The organism is Streptomyces sp. NPDC058464 (genome assembly GCF_042721035.1).
GTDB lineage: Bacteria > Actinomycetota > Actinomycetes > Streptomycetales > Streptomycetaceae > Streptomyces.
Map to the genome: position 1 here is coordinate 1 of NZ_JBHXMA010000091.1, position 16,554 is coordinate 16,554.

Consider the following 16,554-nt stretch of genomic DNA (forward strand, 5'->3'; position numbering starts at 1 on the left):
GCCCTCGCCCACGCGGCCCGCGCGGTCCGCCGCGGCACGGACGTCATCGTGGCCGGCTCCACCGAGGCACCGATAGCTCCCTACTCGGTGGTCTGCCAGCTCGGCTACGAGGAACTCAGCCGGGAGACCGACCCGGCCCGCGCCTACCGCCCGTTCACCGAGCAGGCCTGCGGGTTCGTACCGGCCGAGGGCGGCGCCATGCTCGTCGTGGAGGACACCGGCTCGGCCCGCAGACGGGGCCTGCCGGTCCGGGCCACCCTCGACGGCCACGCGTCGACCTTCACCGGGGCCTCCCGCTGGGCCGAGTCCCGCGCCGGGCTCGCCCAGGCGATCCGCGGGGCGCTGGCCGAGGCCGGCTGCGCCCCCGAGGAGATCGACGTGGTCTTCGCCGACGCCCTCGGCGTGCCGGAGGCCGATCGGGCGGAGGCGCTGGCCATCACCGACGCCCTCGGCGCGCACGGCAGGCGGGTGCCGGTCACCGCGCCCAAGACCGGGATCGGCCGGGGCTACTGCGCGGCCCCCGTCCTCGACACCGCCGCCGCGGTGCTGGCGATGGAACACGGGCTGATCCCGCCGACCCCGGGCGTCTTCGACATCTGCCACGACCTCGACCTCGTGACCGGCAGCGCCCGTGCCGCGCGGCCACGCACGGCACTGGTGCTCAGCCGGGGCCTCATGGGGTCGAACTCGGCGCTCGTGCTGCGCCACGGCGCGGCCGAGTGAGTCGAACACACCAGCTGCCCCCGGCAGCGAAGCAGAAGGAGTTCCTATGAGCATCACCGTGGACGAACTGTCCGAACTCATGAAGAAGGCCGCCGGCGTCACCGTCTCCCCGGCCGACCTCCAGGACCGGTCCGACAGCGGCTTCGACGTCCTCGGCGTCGACTCGCTGGGCCTGCTCGGCATCGTCGGCGAGCTGGAGAACCGGCACGGCGTGCCCATGCCGGTGGACGCCGAGCGGTGCAAGACGCCCCGCCAGTTCCTCGACCTCGTCAACAGCGCCATGCCCGCGGGAGCCTGACATGACCGGACACACCCAGAACGAGATCACCATCGCCGCGCCGCTCGACCTGGTCTGGGACATGACCAACGACGTGGCCAACTGGCCCCAGCTGTTCAGCGAGTACGCCAGCGCCGAGATCCTCTCCGACGAGGGCGGCAAGGTCACCTTCCGGCTGACCATGCACCCCGACGAGAACGGCAAGGTGTGGAGCTGGGTCTCCGAGCGCACGGCGGACCGCCGCAACCTCCGCGTCAAGGCCCGCCGGGTCGAGACCGGCCCGTTCGCGCACATGGACATCCTCTGGCAGTACGAGGAGGTGCCGGCCGGCACCCGGATGGTCTGGACCCAGGACTTCGCGATGAAGCCGGAGGCCCCCGTCGACGACGACTGGATGACCGACAACATCAACAAGAACTCCAAGATCCAGATGGCCCTGATCCGGGACAGGATCGAGAAGGCCGCCACCGGCCGGCGCCCCGACCCGGCCCTGGCCGACTGAACCGGCCGTCGGCAGAACAGGCAAGACAGGAACGGAGAGACACGTGCACCAGGCCCTGATCGTCGCCCGTATGGCACCGGGCTCCGCCCCCGACATCGCGAAGGTGTTCGCGGACTCCGACCGGGGAGAACTGCCGCACCTCGTCGGGGTCACCCGGCGCAGCCTCTTCCAGTTCGGTGACGTGTACATGCACCTCATCGAGTCCGAGCGCGAGCCGGGACCGGCCATCGCCAAGGTCACCTCGCACCCCGAGTTCAGGGACGTCAGCGACCGTCTCACGGCGTACGTCAGCGCGTACGACCCGGAGACCTGGCGCTCCCCGAAGGACGCGATGGCCCAGCGCTTCTACCTCTGGGAGCGCGACGGCGGCGCGTGACCCCGCGTACCGCCGTACGCCAACGGTGCCGGACCCGCGTACGACGCGGGCCCGGCACCGGCGCGTGCCGGGACCTGCCTCAGGCGGGCACCGTGCAGTCGAAGGCGTGCAGATACGGGTTGACCGGCCGGATGTCGTTGACGCTCAGCCCCGCCTCCGCCAGCCGCCGCACCATGCTGTCGGTGGTGTGCTTGGCCCCGCCGACGTTCAGCAGGAGCAGCAGGTCCATCGCGGTGCTGAACCGCATCGACGGGGTGTCGTCGACCAGGTTCTCGATGATCACCACCCGGGCCCCGGGCCCGCCCGCCGCGACCACGTTGGCGAGCAGCCGCGCGGTGGAATCGTCGTCCCACTCCAGGATGTTCTTGATGATGTAGACGTCCGCGTCGACCGGCACGGCCTCCCGGATGTCACCGGGCACGACCCGCGCCCGGTCCGCGAGGTCCCCGCCCTCGCGCAGCCGCGGCAGGCACTTCTCCACCACCTTGGGCAGATCCAGCAGATAGCCCTTCATCGCCGGGTACTTGTCCAGCAGGCTGGCCACCACGTGCCCCTGCCCGCCGCCGAGGTCCGCGACCGACCGGCTGCCGGACAGGTCGAGCAGCGCGGCGACCTCGCGGGCCGACTGCTCGCTGGAGGTGGTCATCGCCCGGTTGAAGACGTCCGCCGACTCCGGCGCGTCCTCGTTGAGATAGACGAAGAACTCCTTGCCGTAGAGGTCCTCGACGACGTTGCGGCCGCTGCGCACGGCCTCGTCGAGCATCGGCCAGGCGTCCCAGGTCCACGGCTCGGTGCACCACAGGGCGATGTAGCGCAGGCTGTGCGGGTCGTCCTCGCGCAGCAGCCGGGAGGTCTCGGTGTGGGCGAACGTCCCGTCCGGCCGCTCGGCGAAGACGCCGTAGCAGGACAGGGCGCGCAGCAGCCGGCGCAGCGGCTTCGGGTCGGTCCGCACCGCGGAGGCCAGGGTCTCCACGGTCATCGGGGCGTCCCCGAGCGCGTCGGCGACGCGCAGCCGCGCGGCCGCGCGGACGGCGGCGGCACAGGCCGCCCCGAACACGAGCTCGCGCAGCCGCATCGACGGCGGCGGAGCGTCCTCCTCCAGCCCCTTGGCCGGCGTGTGGAGGTCGCGTGCTGGTGCGGTCATGTGCCGCCTTCCTTCCTTGTGGGGTGTCGTACGGCCGTCAGGTCAGCACAGACCCGCGGGCTTGGACTTCTTGCAGGTGTTCTGCTTGAAGCTGTTCCCGTGCTTGGTGGCTTCCTGGTTGACCAGGTCGGCGGGGGCGTTGCCCGACAGCTTGTTGCGGGTGACCTGGTTCTTGTCGCTGGTGGCGCCCACGAAGCTCTTGAAGACCACGACACCGCCCGACAGCGGGGACTTGCCGGAGTTGCCGGTGACCGTGTTCCCCGTCACCAGGGTGTTCTCGGTGCCGGTCAGCACGATCCCGGAGCCCTGCAGGAAGGCCAGCCGCGCGGTCTTCTTGCAGTACTTGTTGTTCTTCACGACCTTGTTGTCGGCGACGGTCAGACGACCGGCCTTCGGCTTGTTCTCGTCGCCGACGACGAACACGCCCGCGCAGTTGCCGGTCACCGTGTTGTCCGAGACGGTGAGGTTGCGCAGCCGGCGGACGGTGACGCCGATCCGGTTGCCCTCCAGGCGGTTGTGCTCGACGACCGTGCCTTGGGTGTCGACGGCGCCCTTCTCCGTGGTGACGGTGTTGGCGAGGAAGATGCCCGCGTCGCCGTTGTTGCGGGCGACGTTGTACCGGTAGGTGCTGTGCACCGAGCGCTCCTCGGCGAGGCCCCACTGCCCGTTCTTCACGGCTTCCACGCCGTGCACGTGCAGGTTGGCCGCGCCCACGGCCATGACACCGATCCGGGAGAACCCGGTCACGGTCATGTGGGCGATGGTGACGTCCTCGACGGGCTTCTTCTTGGCGCCGACCACGCAGATGCCGTTGCCCATCTCGGCGCAGGACTTCTGGGCGGCCTTCTTCGCGGTGCTCTTCGCCTTCTTGGCCTTCTTGGCCGGCTTGAGCACGGTCTTCGGGCCCATGCCGCGCAGGGTGAGACCGGGCGTGGTCACCTTGACGCTCTCGTGGTAGGTGCCGGCCGCGAGGAGGACCGTGTCGCCGGGCTGGGCGGCGTTGACCGCCTTCTGGATGGACTCACCCGGGTGCACCCGGAGCACGCGGTGCGAGGCGGTCGCCGGAGCGGCACCGATGAGGGAGCCGCACAGGGCGGCGCTGCACGCGAGGTATGCGATATGGCGTTTTGTCACACAAGGAAGGTTAGGAGCGGATGACCCGATAAACGGCTGGATACTCCGTCCGGCGGCGTGTCATCCCGGATCCGCTTCGAGCGCCCCGTAGCCGTAGGGGCGCGGGGCTGCGTCGACATGCGGCTCCGCCGCGTGGGCGCGACGGAACCCTGGTCCTGTCTGCCGACGGCACCACCAAGCCCGACGGCCCCCGGAAGCAATGGGGGACGGGCGCCGCAGAAAAATGCGGACCCGAGTCGGGGCTCGATTCACGCAAGGAAGTGGGCGACAATATGGCTATGGTGCACGCTGAGGCATGCGCGGAGGCGTGCTCATATTCGAAGGGGTTCCTTGGGTGAGGGTAGTGGAGATCGCGGGTCGGAAATATCGCCTCTTTCGCGTGGCCGGCATCCACGAAGAGGCCGACCATGTGGAATGCCGCGCCATGGATACCGGAGACTGCGTCTGCGAGATCCGCATAGATGGTGCGGATGCGCTCTACCTCATGCCGACGCCGAGGGAGGCCGACGCACATGTTGTGGCCGAGGCTATTGTTTACGCGAAAGAGATAGCACACTCTTCGGGTGGCGCGGGGAGCAGCTGGAAATCGAATTCGCTGAGGTGATTGTCGGGGGTGTTGGGTGGAAAAGATCCGGATTGCGAAGCAGGGGCGTATTCTGTCGGGGCTTTATGAGGGTTACTTCGTGAAGCTCCATGACGATTCCGATGCCACTGGCGGAACTCGAATCCTTTGTGGAGTCGTCCCGCTGGGAGATCCAGTGGATCGAGTGAGTCGCGGCCGACCCGTTCGCCGGCCGAACCGGTGGGCGCGCAGTGGTCCTACGCCGATGGGGCGCCCGGAGTGAGATCCGGGCGCCCCATCGGCGTAGGAGTCGGGTACGTGGGCTCAGCGGGCCTTGCCGCCGCCCTTCGGCATCCGCATGCCCTTCGGCATCGGACCCTTCGGCAACGGCATGTTGGACATCAGGTCACCCATCGCCCGCAGCCGGTCGTTGGTGGTCGTCACCTGGGGGCCGGTCAGCACGCGCGGGAACTTGAGCATCGTGGTCCGCAGCTTCTTCAGCTCGACCTGGCCCTCACCCGTGCCCACGATCACGTCGTGCACCGGCACGTCGGCCACGATCCGGGCCATCTTCTTCTTCTCGGCGGCCAGCAGGGTCTTCACCCGGTTCGGGTTGCCCTCGGCGACCAGGACGATGCCGGCCTTGCCGACCGCCCGGTGCACCACGTCCTGGCTGCGGTTCATCGCCACCGCCGGCGTCGTCGTCCAGCCCCGCCCGATGTTGTCCAGAACGGCGGCCGCCGCGCCCGGCTGGCCCTCCATCTGGCCGAAGGCCGCCCGCTCGGCCCGCCGGCCGAAGACGATCGCCGTCGCGAGGAAGGCGAGCAGCAGCCCCAGGATGCCCAGATAGATCGGGTGGCCGATCAAGAAGCCGATCACGAGGAAGATCGCAAGGGTGCCGAGACCGACACCGGCAAGCACCAGACCGATCACCTTGTCGGCCTTGCGCGTCATCTTGTACGTCAGGACGATCTGCTTCAGTCGTCCGGCATTCGCAGCGTCCGCTGCGGGTTCCTTCCTCGCCATGCCCCGAAGTCTACGTGGCCCCGGGAGTGCCTTCGACGGCAGTGTCCCGACAGGGGCGGCGGAAGGGGGCGGTCAGGAGCGGCCGGCGGCCTGCTCCAGGAAGCGCTGGGCCTCGACCCGGTCCTTGGCGCGACGGCGGTCCTCCAGTACGGAGGTCCAGGCGTTCTGGCGGGCGGTGCGCTGGCCGCCGCTCATGAGGAGCGACTCGACGGCGCGCAGCGCGTCGGTGAAGGACGGGATCGCGGTGGCGCGAACGGGCGCGGCCTGCATGGTGGAGGTCCCCCCTCGAAGTGGGTGTACGTGCTGTGATACCAGGGTCACTGTTCGGTGTTACCAGGGCGTGACCGACCGGTCAAACGCCAATGAAGCCTTGATACGCGGGCCCGGAACGCTGACGCGGCCCTGACGTACGCCCTCATCAGCGAGGACGGTCAGGACCGCGTCCATTCGGTCACTACTGACCGGTAATAGTTTGTGCGTGAATTCACACGCTCGGCGGCCGGGCCGCGCCGGTCGACTCGGACCCGGCGATCGGACCCGGCGATCAGACCGCCTGCGCGGCGACGAACGAGCCCCGCTTCTCCACGGCCATCTGGTACAGACGGCCGGCACGGTACGAGGACCGCACCAGCGGGCCCGACATGACACCGGAGAAGCCGATCTGCTCGGCCTCCTCCTTCAGCTCCACGAACTCCTGCGGCTTGACCCAGCGCTCCACGGGGTGGTGCCGGACGCTCGGGCGCAGGTACTGCGTGATGGTGACCAGCTCGCAGCCGGCCTCGTGCAGCTGGCGCAGCGCCTCGCCGACCTCCTCGCGGGTCTCGCCCATGCCGAGGATGAGGTTGGACTTGGTGACCAGGCCGAAGTCGCGGGCGGCCGTGATGACCTTCAGCGAACGCTCGTAGCGGAAGCCGGGGCGGATCCGCTTGAAGATCCGGGGCACCGTCTCGACGTTGTGCGCGAAGACCTCGGGGCGGGACGAGAAGACCTCGGCGAGCTGCTCGGGGACCGCGTTGAAGTCGGGGGCGAGCAGCTCGACCTTGGTGCGGCCGGCCTCGCGGCCCGCCGTCTGCTCGTGGATCTGCCGGACCGTCTCCGCGTACAGCCAGGCGCCGCCGTCCGCCAGGTCGTCGCGGGCGACGCCGGTGATGGTGGCGTAGTTCAGGTCCATGGTGACCACGGACTCGCCCACGCGGCGCGGCTCGTCGCGGTCCAGGGCCTCGGGCTTGCCGGTGTCGATCTGGCAGAAGTCGCAGCGCCGGGTGCACTGGTCGCCGCCGATGAGGAAGGTCGCCTCGCGGTCCTCCCAGCACTCGTAGATGTTGGGGCAGCCGGCTTCCTGGCAGACCGTGTGCAGGCCCTCGCTCTTCACGAGGTTCTGCATCTTCGTGTACTCGGGGCCCATTTTCGCCCGCGTCTTGATCCACTCGGGCTTGCGCTCGATGGGGGTCTCGGCGTTGCGGACCTCCAGGCGCAGCATCTTGCGTCCGTCGGGTGAGACTGCGGACACGACCGGCTCCCTAGCGATTGATTCTTCGGCGACCTTCAGGGTACGCCCGTTGATTTGAATGCCCGGTGTTGGCGCTGACCCCTGGGGGCTGCCGCCCCCAGGCCCCCGCTTCGGCCTGAACGGCCTCGTCCTCAAACTCCCCCGGAGGGGGTGCCCCCGGACGGGCTGACGGTTGCCGGTGTTCTCTCGATCACCCTCGGCTTGAGGTCCGCGTTCTCCAGGACGGCCTTCAGGTGCCGCTCCACCACCGGCAGGACCTCCTCGATCGCCACGTCCCGGCCGAGCTCTCCCGCGAGGGAGGCGACGCCGGCGTCCCGGATGCCGCACGGGATGATCCGGTCGAACCACTTGTTGTCCGGGTTCACGTTGAGGGCGAAACCGTGCATGGTCACGCCCTTGGCCACCCGGATGCCGATCGCGGCGATCTTGCGGTCCTCACGGCGCTGACCGGCGTTGGAGGGGGCGTACTCCGGGCCGTTGAGGCGGGGGTCGAACTCCTCGTCCGTCAGCCGGGGGTCGAAGTCCAGGGAGAGCCCTCCGAGGGCCTGCGGCCGCTGCTCCACCGGGTCGCCGAGCACCCACACCCCGCTGCGCCCCTCGACCCGGGAGGTCTCCAGGCCGAACTCGGCGCACACGCGGATCAGCGCCTCCTCCAGACGCCGCACGTGCGCGACCACGTCCACCGGGCGCGGGAGTTTCTGGATCGGGTAGCCCACCAGCTGGCCCGGGCCGTGCCAGGTGATCTTGCCGCCGCGGTCCACGTCGATGACCGGGGTGCCGTCGAGGGGGCGCTCGTTGTCCGCGGTGCGGCGGCCCGCCGTGTACACCGGGGGGTGTTCGAGCAGCAGGACCGTGTCGGACACCTCGTCGGCGAAGCGCGCCGCGTGCACCCGGCGCTGCTCGTCCCACGCCTCCTGGTACTCGACGGCATCCGCGCCGAACCCCATGCGGACGAACCGCAACTCACTCACGGCAAGCGCCTCCCTCGGCGATAAGGCGATAAGTGCGTCAGGCGCATAACGCGCCCAAGCCACTGTACGTCCGCCCGTCGCGCGTCAGCCCCGGGGGCAATCCTCACACGATCGGATGAATGAACGTCGAGATGTGCGATCGACTGCTCACTCTCCGCTACATTCGCGCCGTCCACGAGTGCCAAAAGGGCTGCTCACCGGCAATCCGGGCACAAGCGACCGAGCTGAGCCCGAAGGCAGGAGACCGCACTCCAGATGACGGACCGACCCGCGCAGCGCACCCCCAACCGCCAGCTCGCCGCGCTCATCGCAGAAGCGGGGTTCTCCAACGCGGGTCTGGCCCGTCGCGTCGACCAACTCGGTCTCGAACACGGGCTGGATCTCAGATACGACAAGACGTCGGTCACCCGGTGGCTGCGCGGCCAGCAGCCCCGGGGCACCACCCCGGCCCTGATCGCCGAGGTCTTCACCCGGCGCCTCGGCCGCCGGCTCACCGCCCAGGACCTCGGGCTCGACGCCTGTGCCCCGGTCTACGCCGGGCTGGAGTTCGCCGCCACCCCCGAGGAGGCCGTCGACATCGTCAGCGGGCTGTGGCGCAAGGACTCCGGCAGCCACGCCGAGCTCCGCAAGATCGCCTTCACCCCGGCCGGGCTGGTCGTCCCCAGCCGGGACTGGCTGATCGGCCGCGCCGACGACCGGGTGGCCCGTGGCGAGCCCGCGGCACCGGCGGTCACGGCCCGGGTGCCGGCGCAGACCCGGCCCGCCGCGCCCAGGTCGGTGCCGCTGGCACCGGTGCGCCCGCGCGGGCAGGCCGAACGCGGCCCCGGCCAGAAGGTGACCGGCGGCGACATCGCAGCGCTCCGCTCGGTCGGCGAACTCTTCCGCTCCCTCGACGACCAGTACGGCGGCGGCCATGCCCGGCAGGCCCTCGTCCGCTACCTGGAGCACGAGTGCGAGCCGATGCTGCGCGGCACGTACGGCGAGCAGACCGGCCGCAAGCTGTTCGGGGCGGCGGCCGACCTGACCCGGCTGGCGGGCTGGACGTCGTACGACATCGCCGCGCACGGGCTCGCCCAGCGCTACTTCGTGCAGTCCCTCCGCCTCGCCCAGGCGGCGGGGGACCGCGCCTACGGCTCCTACGTCCTCGTCACCATGAGCCGCCAGGCGGTCTACCTCGGCCATGGCCGGGAGGCGGTGCAGCTCGCGCGGGTCGCCCAGCAGGGCGTGGGCACGAGCGCCCCGCCGGTCGTCCAGGCCCTGCTCCACGCGGCCGAGGCGCGCGCCCACGGGGTCCTCGGCGAGGTGCGCGCCTGCACGGGTGCGCTCGTCCGCGCCGAACGTGCGCTGGAGACGGCCCGTCCCGGCGACGAAGTCCCTTACTGGGCACGCTTCTTCGACGAGGCCCAACTCGCCGACGAGTTCGGCCACTGCCACCGCGACCTCCAGCAGTTCCGGGCCTCCGCCCAGCACGCCGAGCGCTCGCTCCAGCTCCGTGCGCCCTCCTACGCCCGCAGCCGCCTCTTCTGCCGTGTCGTCCTCGCCACGGCCCGCCTGGGCCTCGGCGAGCTCGACCAGGCGTGCGCACTCGGCGTGGAGGCGGCGGGAGCGGCGGCGGAGATGCGCTCGGTCCGCGCGATCGAATACGTCAAGGACTTCGAACGCCGGCTGGAGCCCTACAAGGACGCGGCACCGGTGAAGGGCTACCGGGAGAGGGTCGCTGCACTGGGCTGACGAACTGCTGCGCAGGGCTGCGGCCGGGGGCTGCTGAGCTGCGCCCCGAGGCGTCAGTGCGCCGGGCGAGCCGATCTCCCACTCGGCTCGCCTCCCTTCCTTCCCGCCGCACCGGTGATCAGCCGCGATGGCCTTCTTCGGCGGTGCCGAGCCGGCCGTTGCCGCTCGCCGTTGCCGGTTCCGGTCGTCTGCCCGGTGTGGCGCCGTCGTGGTTGCTCGCGCAGTTCCCCGCGCCCCTGACGGGGCGCTGTGCGGCTCGCCCTTCCTCGAATACAGCCCCGAGCCCCGGGTTTCTACGCTGCCCGGCGTTGCAGAGGTTCTGCCCTGTTCAAGGAGCCTGCTGTGCCGAGGTCGGTCAGGATGGCTGCTGTTGCTCGGTGGGCTGAATGGAGGGCTCCCTGGACCGTGCTGGTGTCGCGGTGGTCGCCGCAGACGTAGAGGCCGGCGAGGAGGCGGACGGGGCGGCGGAGGTCGTGCGGGGGGCGCATGGCGGGGATGGCCTCGGGGGTGTGGTGGACGGCGAGGGTCTCCCAGCGGTGCGTCGACGTGCCGTAGAGACGGGAGAGGTGCATGCGGACCGCTGTGTCGATGTCGGAGGGGGGCGTGCCGAGGACTGTGGAGGAGATCAGGGCCCGGCCCTGTGGAGCTCGGCTCGGGTCGATGTTGCTGACCACGGAGGTGTGGGAGACGGGGCCGCCCCGGTCCGTGTCCAGGAGGAGGGACGTTCCGGTGGTGAGGCTCGCCGGTTCGTCCGTCGTGTGGTGGACCACCGTCACCCGGTGGAAGTCGGGGACGCGCAGGCCCGGGAGGAGTTCCGCGGCGGCCCGGGCGTCGGTGGCCAGGAGGACCGCCTGGCATCGGATCTCGCCGTGGTCGGCCGTCGTCACCGATGTCGTCGAGACCGAGGTGACGCGTACGCCGGTGTGGACCGTGCCGGGTGGCAGCGCGCGGGCGAGGAGGTCGGGGAGGACCTCGGCGCCGCCCTCCGGCACGCACAGCCGTCCGCTCGCGAAGGAGCGCAGGGCGAGGTCCGCACAGCGGCTGGACGTCGTCAGTTCGGGGTCGCAGAGCAGGGCCGCGAGCAGCGGGCGCAGGAAGCCGTCGATCGTGCGGGCGGGCACCCCGCGCTCCGCGAGGGCGTGGGCGGCGGGGAGTTCGGGGCGGGCCAGGATCCGTTCGACGGGAGTGACCGCCAGGCGGCCCAGCGCGGCGCCCAGGCGGGCCTGGTCGACCGCGCCGCCCATCGGTGCGGTCGCCCGCGCCGGCGCCACCGCCGAGCCGCCCCTGGGGGCGCTCGCCAGGGCGCGCACGGCGTACAGTGCGCCCCTCGCGCTTCCGCCGCCCGCCGGAGCGCCGGCCCGGTGCCTGCGCCCGTCGCGATGCAGCAGCACGCCGGGCGCGTACCGGCGTAGCACCAGGGCGTCCAGTCCCGGGGCGAGGCGTAGCTCCGGATAGGACGTGGACAGGAGCTGGCCGATCCGGTCGAGCCGGAAGCCGTCGACCTTCTCGGTCGACATACGGCCGCCCACGTAAGGGGCGGCCTCCAGGACCGCGGTCCTCACTCCTGCGCTGTTCAGCCGATGAGCCGCGGAGAGTCCGGCGATTCCGGCTCCCACGATGACGACGTCCGCCTGGTACGCGGGCTCATGCACGAGGCCCCTCCTCGATTGCGCGTCCGGTGGAGACGTGATGCCCCCAACCTGCTCCGGGGATACCCGAGTTCGGGTCGAGGTTAGGGCCGTGATCGGTCAAGGACAGTCGCGCATGAACAGGGCACGGTCGCACGGCGGTCGCATACGGTCACAAGGGTTGTCAGGCCGCGCGGATCGCGTCCTCGATGCCCGGGAACGCGAAGGTGAACCCCGACTCCAGCAGCCGCTTCGGCACCACCCGTTGGCTCCCGAGCACGTCCCCGGCCAGCTCGCCGAGCGCCGCCCGGAGCACGGGGGAGGGCACCGGGAAGAGGGCCGGGCGGCGCAGCACGCGGGCCATCGCCGCGGTGATCTCACGGTTCGTCAGGGGGTCGGGCGCGGTGAGGTTGAAGGGGCCGGCCAGGCCCTCGGTGTCCATCAGGAACCTGATCGCGGCCACCTCGTCGTGCAGCGCGATGAACGACCAGTACTGGCTGCCGTCGCCCAGCCGGCCGCCGAGCCCGGCCCGGAAGAGCGGGAACAGGCGGCCCCAGGCCCCGCCGCCGCGGGCCACCACCAGGCCCGTGCGCGTGAACACCGTCCGTACGCCCGCCTCCTGCGCCGGGGCCGCCGCCTCCTCCCACTCCACGCACAGCGACGGCAGGAAGCCGTCCCCGGGCGGCGCGTCCTCGTCCACGACCCGGTCACCGGTGTCGCCGTAGAAGCCCATCGCGCTGCCGCTCACGAACACCCGCGGCGGCTCCGGCAGGGCCGCCACGGCCTCGGCCAGCGCGGCCGTGCCGAGCACCCGGCTGTCCCGGATCTCCCGCTTGTAGGCGGCCGTCCAGCGCCGGTCGCCGACCCCCGCCCCGGCGAGGTTCACCACCGCGTCGCAGCCGGCCAGCCCGGCCGCGTCCACGTACTGCCCCTCGGGGTCCCAGCAGACCTCTCCGGTGCCGTGGGCCGCGCGCCGCACCAGGCGCACCACCTCGTGCCCGTCCGCCCGCAGGGACCGCACCAGGGCGCTGCCGATGAGACCGGACGCGCCGGCCACCGCGATACGAGAACGTTCCATGGGTCCCAGCATGCCGGGAAGGGCGGGGGAAAACCCGTGGGGCCCCGGTACCGGCCGACTTAGGGTGACCGCATGCCGGAACCCTACATACGCACCGCCCTGCCCGACGACGACGAGGAACTCTCCGCCCTCGACCGCGCCACCTGGTCGTATCTGCACGCGGTCCTGCCCCGGCCGCAGCCGCCGTACGACCCCTTCTTCAGCGAGCGCCACGCCCCCGAGGGCACCCTGGTGGCCGAGCTCGACCGGCGCATCGTCGGCTACGTCCGGCTCGGTCTCGCCTACAAGATCGCCTCCAACGCGCACGTCCGGCAGATCCAGGGCCTCGCGGTCGCCGAGGAGGCCCGCGGCCGGGGCGTGGCCCGGGCGCTGCTGCGGGCGGCGATGGAGGAGGCCCGCCGCCGAGGCGCCCGCCGGATCCGGCTCGGCGTCCTCGGGCACAACACTCCGGCGCGCCGGCTCTACGAGTCGGAGGGGTTCGCCGTCGAGGGCGTGCTGCCGGGGGAGTTCCTCCTGGACGGCGAGTACGTCGACGACGTGATCATGGGCCGGTCGCTGTGACGGCGACCACCGTGACCGTCAGGACGTGATCAGCTCGCCGGTGTCCACCGGCGAGGTGGCGGTCGCCCCGCGCGTGGCGTCCGAGGCGACCTCGTCGGCCGTCAGGACGTACCCCGTCTCGTCGTCCGACGTGGAGCGGGCGAACACCACGCCGTACACCTTGCCGCCGGTGGTCAGGAGCGGGCCGCCGGAGTTGCCGGGGCGGACCGTGGAGCGGATCGAGTAGATCTCCCGGGTCACGGTGGCGTCGTTGTAGATGTTCTGGCCGGTGGCCTGCACCCTGTTGGCCACCGTGGCCGCCTGGAGGTTCAGGTCGCCGTCCTGCGGATAGCCGGCCACCACCGCGGAGTTCCCGCGCGCCGCCGTGGTGTCGAACCGCAGCACGGGCGCCCGCAGCTGCGGCACGTACAGCACCGCCACGTCCCGGTCCGGGTCGAAGAGGACCACCTCCGCGTCGTACGACGGCCCGACCCCGCCGATCCGCACGCTCGGGTTGTCGATGCCGGCCACCACGTGGGCGTTGGTCATCACGTGCTCCGGCGCGAACACGAACCCGCTGCCCTCGCGGCCCTGGGTGCCGGAGGAACCCTCGATCTTGACCGTGCTGCGCTTGGCCGCGTTCGTGGCGGCCGCCGTGACGTTGTCCCCCGACGGCTTGGCGACCCGCGCCGTCGACTCGTTCTCGAACGGGTTGAAGACCTGCGGGAAGCCCGCCTCGGTCAGCGCCGAGGTGGCCCGCGAGAACCAGGCCGGCGTGGTGTCCGGCATGGTGTTCTGCACGGCGCCGAGCAGCCTGGAGTCCCGGATCGCCGTCGTCACCGCGGGCGACGAGGACGCGCCGAGCACGCTCGCCGCCACCCAGGCCACGATCAGCACCGCCACCGAGTTGGCGACCGCCCCGCCTATCCCGTCGGCCACCCTGAGCGGCCCCTGGTCCAGCTCCCGGCGCAGCCGCAGCGCCAGCCGCCCGGCCAGCTCGTGCCCCACCACCGCCGGCACCAGTACCGTCAGCACCGCGACCACCGTCGCCGTCGCCGTCCCGCGCGTGACCAGCTCCATCACCCACGGCAGCACCCATACCCCGATCACCGCGCCACCCACGAACCCGGCCAGCGACACACAGCCGGCCACCAGCCCGCGCCGGTAGCCGGACGCCGCGTAGACGAGGACCACCAGTACGAGCACCAGGTCGAGCAGGTCCACGGAGCCGCCTTTCTCTCGGTGCCCTTAATACGGCCGGGACAGGTCCAGTGATCAGTTCACGTGATCAGTTCACGCGCGCGAGGCCGCCCGGAACCGGCCACGCGTGCGTGTACCCCCTGAAACGCCCCGGACCAGGACGATGGTTCCACCAGGTGGCACAGCACACATCGCGGGCGCGGTCGATCAACCCGAGAGTGGGTGCCATGCGTGTCTTCCCACGAGCGGGGCGGCGCACCAGGATCACCCTCCTGGCGCTGCTCGGCTGCCTGCCCGGCCTCACCGCCGTCCTCGCGCTGGTGCTGAGCGACCGGGGCGCCGACCGGCCGGTCGCGATCCACCTGGCCGCGCCCGCGCCCGCCAGCCCCGCCACCCGCTACCGGGCACCCCGGCCGCACATCGTGCCCCGCTCGGCCTGGCTGGACGCCACCGTCGGCCGCAGCCAGCCGCCGCCGCGCTACGACGACAAGGTCGTCGCCGTCTTCGTGCACCACACCGACTCGCCCAACGGCTACTCCTGCGCCCAGGCCCCGGAGATCATCCGCCGCCTGTACACCGGCCAGACCGGAGACCGCGCCTGGGACGACATCGGCTACAACTTCCTCGTCGACCGGTGCGGCACCATCTACGAGGGCCGCGCGGGCGGCGCCGACCGGGCCGTCACCGGCGCCCACACCCAGGGCTTCAACCACCGCACCGCCGGCATCGCCGCGCTCGGCACCTTCACCGCCGGGGTGCCCGTGCCGCGCGCCATGGCCGACTCGATCGCCGCCGTCGCCGCCTGGAAACTCGGGCTGTCCGACGTCGACCCGCGCGGCAGCGCCCGCCTGGTCTCCAGCAACGGCCTCAGCCGCTACCGGGAGGGCGCGGTCGTCGCCCTGCCGGCCGTGGCCGGCCACAAGGACGGCTACCCGACCAACTGCCCCGGCGCCGCCCTCATCGCCCTCCTCCCGGAGATCAGGGAGAGCGCGGCCCGGCTCCAGGGCCGGGCCGCCGAGGCGGGAACCCCCCTGAGCACGCTCACGGAAACCCCCCTGGCAACCTCCCTGGGACCGCCCGCGAAAGCGTCCACAGGAACGCCATAGGCGGCACGCAGGCCGTTCAGATCCCCGCGCCCTACCGTCAGGTGCATCAGCAGCCGACTGGAGGTGGGGATCATGAACAGCAGTCGTACCGAAGCCCGTACGGAGGCCACGGAGAAGGCCGGCCGGACCAGGTCGTCCAGGGGGCCCTGGGCCGTGGTCTGCGCGGTCGCGACGGTCGTCCTCGGCCCGGCCGCGGTCACCGCGTCCGCCCTCGACCAGGCCAACGCGGCGCCCATGCACCACGCGGTCAAGGCCGAGCAGACGCAGGCGTACATCCCGTCCGACGTGACCCGTCGCCGTACCGCCGCCTGACCCCTGCTCCCTCTTCCCCTCGCTCCTCTTGTTCCTCTTGTTCCCTCTGTTTGTTCCCTCTGTTCCTGCTATTCCTTGAAGCGGTCCCAGAGCCTGGGGAACCGCTCGGCGAGCACCCGCTCGTTCTCCAGGTCGACCGGGGTGCCCTCGGGTTCGGAGGGCGCGGGGGCGATGCCCAGGTCCGGTGCCACGGTCCCGGTGAGCTGCTCGTACGCCTCGTCCGCCGCGTACCCCAGCTCCTCGCCGTCGCCGTCGATCTCCTCGTCGAAGTCGTCCAGCAGCTCCGCCAGCGCGTCCGGGTCGTGCAGGGCACCCTCGAAGATCTCCCGGCCCTGGGCGATGAGCCAGCACCGGAAGAAGTCGAACGCGTCGTCGCTGGCCCCGTCCAGCAGGACCCATGCGGCGCCCCACAGGTCCCAGCGGTAGGCGCGGTTGTAGCGGGCCTCGAAGTGACGGGCGAAGTCCAGGACCAGGTCCGGCTCCAGCTGGAGCAGCCGCTCCACGAGCAGGTCTGCCTGCTCCTCCGGGTCGCCCTCGGCGGCCTCGCGGGTGGCGTCGACCAGCTCCCAGAACTCCGTCTCGTCCATCACGGGTCCAGCATCGTGCCTGTGCGGCGGGGGCGCACGCGGAGTGGTGCGGATTGTTATCCACACCGTCCCGCGCGCGCCGGACGACACCGTCCCGCGCGCGGCAGACGCCGACGGCGCGGTCCGGCAACAGTCACATAAACACAA

At 71.5% G+C, this 16,554-nt stretch carries 19 protein-coding genes; 9 read left to right on the forward strand and 10 right to left on the reverse strand.

Features of this window, described 5'->3' with window-relative positions:
- The 4 genes from ACFWPQ_RS50835 to ACFWPQ_RS50850 all read left to right on the forward strand — a co-directional run.
- The coding region (locus tag ACFWPQ_RS50835; RefSeq protein ID WP_384051836.1) for a beta-ketoacyl synthase N-terminal-like domain-containing protein at positions 1 to 723 on the forward strand (723 nt) is incomplete at its 5' end.
- Between the two features lie 46 nt (positions 724 to 769).
- A complete protein-coding gene (locus ACFWPQ_RS50840; protein ID WP_217552699.1) occupies positions 770 to 1,021 on the forward strand; it encodes an acyl carrier protein in 252 nt (83 codons plus the stop codon).
- A 1-nt stretch (position 1,022) separates the two neighbouring features.
- Positions 1,023 to 1,502 (forward strand): SRPBCC family protein, encoded by a 480-nt coding sequence (locus tag ACFWPQ_RS50845; protein WP_384051839.1) that lies wholly within the window; start codon positions 1,023 to 1,025, stop codon positions 1,500 to 1,502.
- A 43-nt stretch (positions 1,503 to 1,545) separates the two neighbouring features.
- Positions 1,546 to 1,878 (forward strand): TcmI family type II polyketide cyclase, encoded by a 333-nt coding sequence (locus ACFWPQ_RS50850; RefSeq protein WP_217552701.1) that lies wholly within the window; start codon positions 1,546 to 1,548, stop codon positions 1,876 to 1,878.
- A gap of 79 nt (positions 1,879 to 1,957) precedes the next feature.
- Here ACFWPQ_RS50850 and ACFWPQ_RS50855 read toward each other — a convergent pair whose 3' ends face one another.
- Both ACFWPQ_RS50855 and ACFWPQ_RS50860 read right to left on the reverse strand, forming a co-directional pair.
- Positions 1,958 to 3,022 carry a methyltransferase gene (locus ACFWPQ_RS50855; RefSeq protein ID WP_384051841.1) on the reverse strand — a complete coding sequence of 355 codons (1,065 nt, stop codon included), beginning with the start codon at positions 3,020 to 3,022 and terminating at the stop codon, positions 1,958 to 1,960.
- 42 nt (positions 3,023 to 3,064) lie between these two features.
- Positions 3,065 to 4,156 carry a nitrous oxide reductase family maturation protein NosD gene (locus ACFWPQ_RS50860; protein ID WP_384051843.1) on the reverse strand — a complete coding sequence of 364 codons (1,092 nt, stop codon included), beginning with the start codon at positions 4,154 to 4,156 and terminating at the stop codon, positions 3,065 to 3,067.
- 379 nt (positions 4,157 to 4,535) lie between these two features.
- On the opposite strand from ACFWPQ_RS50860, the gene ACFWPQ_RS50865 reads away from it, so the two are divergent.
- Complete coding sequence (locus ACFWPQ_RS50865; protein ID WP_384051845.1) at positions 4,536 to 4,760, forward strand: hypothetical protein; 225 nt, start codon at positions 4,536 to 4,538, stop codon at positions 4,758 to 4,760.
- 282 nt (positions 4,761 to 5,042) lie between these two features.
- Here ACFWPQ_RS50865 and ACFWPQ_RS50870 read toward each other — a convergent pair whose 3' ends face one another.
- The 4 genes from ACFWPQ_RS50870 to lipB form a co-directional block, all read right to left on the reverse strand.
- Positions 5,043 to 5,744: a DUF4191 domain-containing protein gene (locus tag ACFWPQ_RS50870; protein ID WP_384051846.1), complete on the reverse strand. Its 702-nt coding sequence runs from the start codon at positions 5,742 to 5,744 to the stop codon at positions 5,043 to 5,045.
- A gap of 72 nt (positions 5,745 to 5,816) precedes the next feature.
- Complete coding sequence (locus tag ACFWPQ_RS50875) at positions 5,817 to 6,014, reverse strand: hypothetical protein (RefSeq protein WP_181806529.1); 198 nt, start codon at positions 6,012 to 6,014, stop codon at positions 5,817 to 5,819.
- A gap of 274 nt (positions 6,015 to 6,288) precedes the next feature.
- Positions 6,289 to 7,254: a lipoyl synthase gene (lipA, locus tag ACFWPQ_RS50880; protein ID WP_384051848.1), complete on the reverse strand. Its 966-nt coding sequence runs from the start codon at positions 7,252 to 7,254 to the stop codon at positions 6,289 to 6,291.
- Positions 7,255 to 7,385: 131 nt separating this feature from the next.
- Positions 7,386 to 8,225 carry a lipoyl(octanoyl) transferase LipB gene (gene lipB / locus ACFWPQ_RS50885; RefSeq protein WP_384051850.1) on the reverse strand — a complete coding sequence of 280 codons (840 nt, stop codon included), beginning with the start codon at positions 8,223 to 8,225 and terminating at the stop codon, positions 7,386 to 7,388.
- Positions 8,226 to 8,480: 255 nt separating this feature from the next.
- On the opposite strand from lipB, the gene ACFWPQ_RS50890 reads away from it, so the two are divergent.
- On the forward strand, positions 8,481 to 9,956 hold the full coding sequence (locus tag ACFWPQ_RS50890) for a regulator (RefSeq protein ID WP_384051852.1): 1,476 nt from the start codon (positions 8,481 to 8,483) through the stop codon (positions 9,954 to 9,956).
- 293 nt (positions 9,957 to 10,249) lie between these two features.
- On the opposite strand, the gene ACFWPQ_RS50895 is transcribed toward ACFWPQ_RS50890, so the two are convergent.
- Positions 10,250 to 11,608: an NAD(P)/FAD-dependent oxidoreductase gene (locus tag ACFWPQ_RS50895; RefSeq protein ID WP_384051854.1), complete on the reverse strand. Its 1,359-nt coding sequence runs from the start codon at positions 11,606 to 11,608 to the stop codon at positions 10,250 to 10,252.
- A gap of 160 nt (positions 11,609 to 11,768) precedes the next feature.
- Complete coding sequence (locus ACFWPQ_RS50900; protein WP_384051856.1) at positions 11,769 to 12,662, reverse strand: TIGR01777 family oxidoreductase; 894 nt, start codon at positions 12,660 to 12,662, stop codon at positions 11,769 to 11,771.
- Between the two features lie 72 nt (positions 12,663 to 12,734).
- Here ACFWPQ_RS50900 and ACFWPQ_RS50905 point away from each other — a divergent pair, with 72 nt between their 5' ends.
- Entirely contained in the window at positions 12,735 to 13,223 is a 489-nt protein-coding gene (locus ACFWPQ_RS50905) for a GNAT family N-acetyltransferase (protein WP_384051858.1), read from the forward strand.
- Between the two features lie 18 nt (positions 13,224 to 13,241).
- On the opposite strand, the gene ACFWPQ_RS50910 is transcribed toward ACFWPQ_RS50905, so the two are convergent.
- Positions 13,242 to 14,426 carry a MarP family serine protease gene (locus tag ACFWPQ_RS50910; protein ID WP_361292964.1) on the reverse strand — a complete coding sequence of 395 codons (1,185 nt, stop codon included), beginning with the start codon at positions 14,424 to 14,426 and terminating at the stop codon, positions 13,242 to 13,244.
- A 203-nt stretch (positions 14,427 to 14,629) separates the two neighbouring features.
- On the opposite strand from ACFWPQ_RS50910, the gene ACFWPQ_RS50915 reads away from it, so the two are divergent.
- Positions 14,630 to 15,508, forward strand: a complete 879-nt coding sequence (locus ACFWPQ_RS50915) for a peptidoglycan recognition protein (RefSeq protein WP_384051860.1) — start codon at positions 14,630 to 14,632, stop codon at positions 15,506 to 15,508.
- A gap of 72 nt (positions 15,509 to 15,580) precedes the next feature.
- On the forward strand, positions 15,581 to 15,820 hold the full coding sequence (locus ACFWPQ_RS50920) for a hypothetical protein (RefSeq protein WP_384051862.1): 240 nt from the start codon (positions 15,581 to 15,583) through the stop codon (positions 15,818 to 15,820).
- Positions 15,821 to 15,888: 68 nt separating this feature from the next.
- Here the strand turns inward: ACFWPQ_RS50920 and ACFWPQ_RS50925 are convergent, their stop codons facing one another.
- The gene (locus ACFWPQ_RS50925) at positions 15,889 to 16,407 is read right to left on the reverse strand and encodes a DUF4240 domain-containing protein (RefSeq protein WP_089101181.1); all 519 of its coding nucleotides are present in this window, start codon (positions 16,405 to 16,407) and stop codon (positions 15,889 to 15,891) included.
- Positions 16,408 to 16,554: the final 147 nt, after the last annotated feature.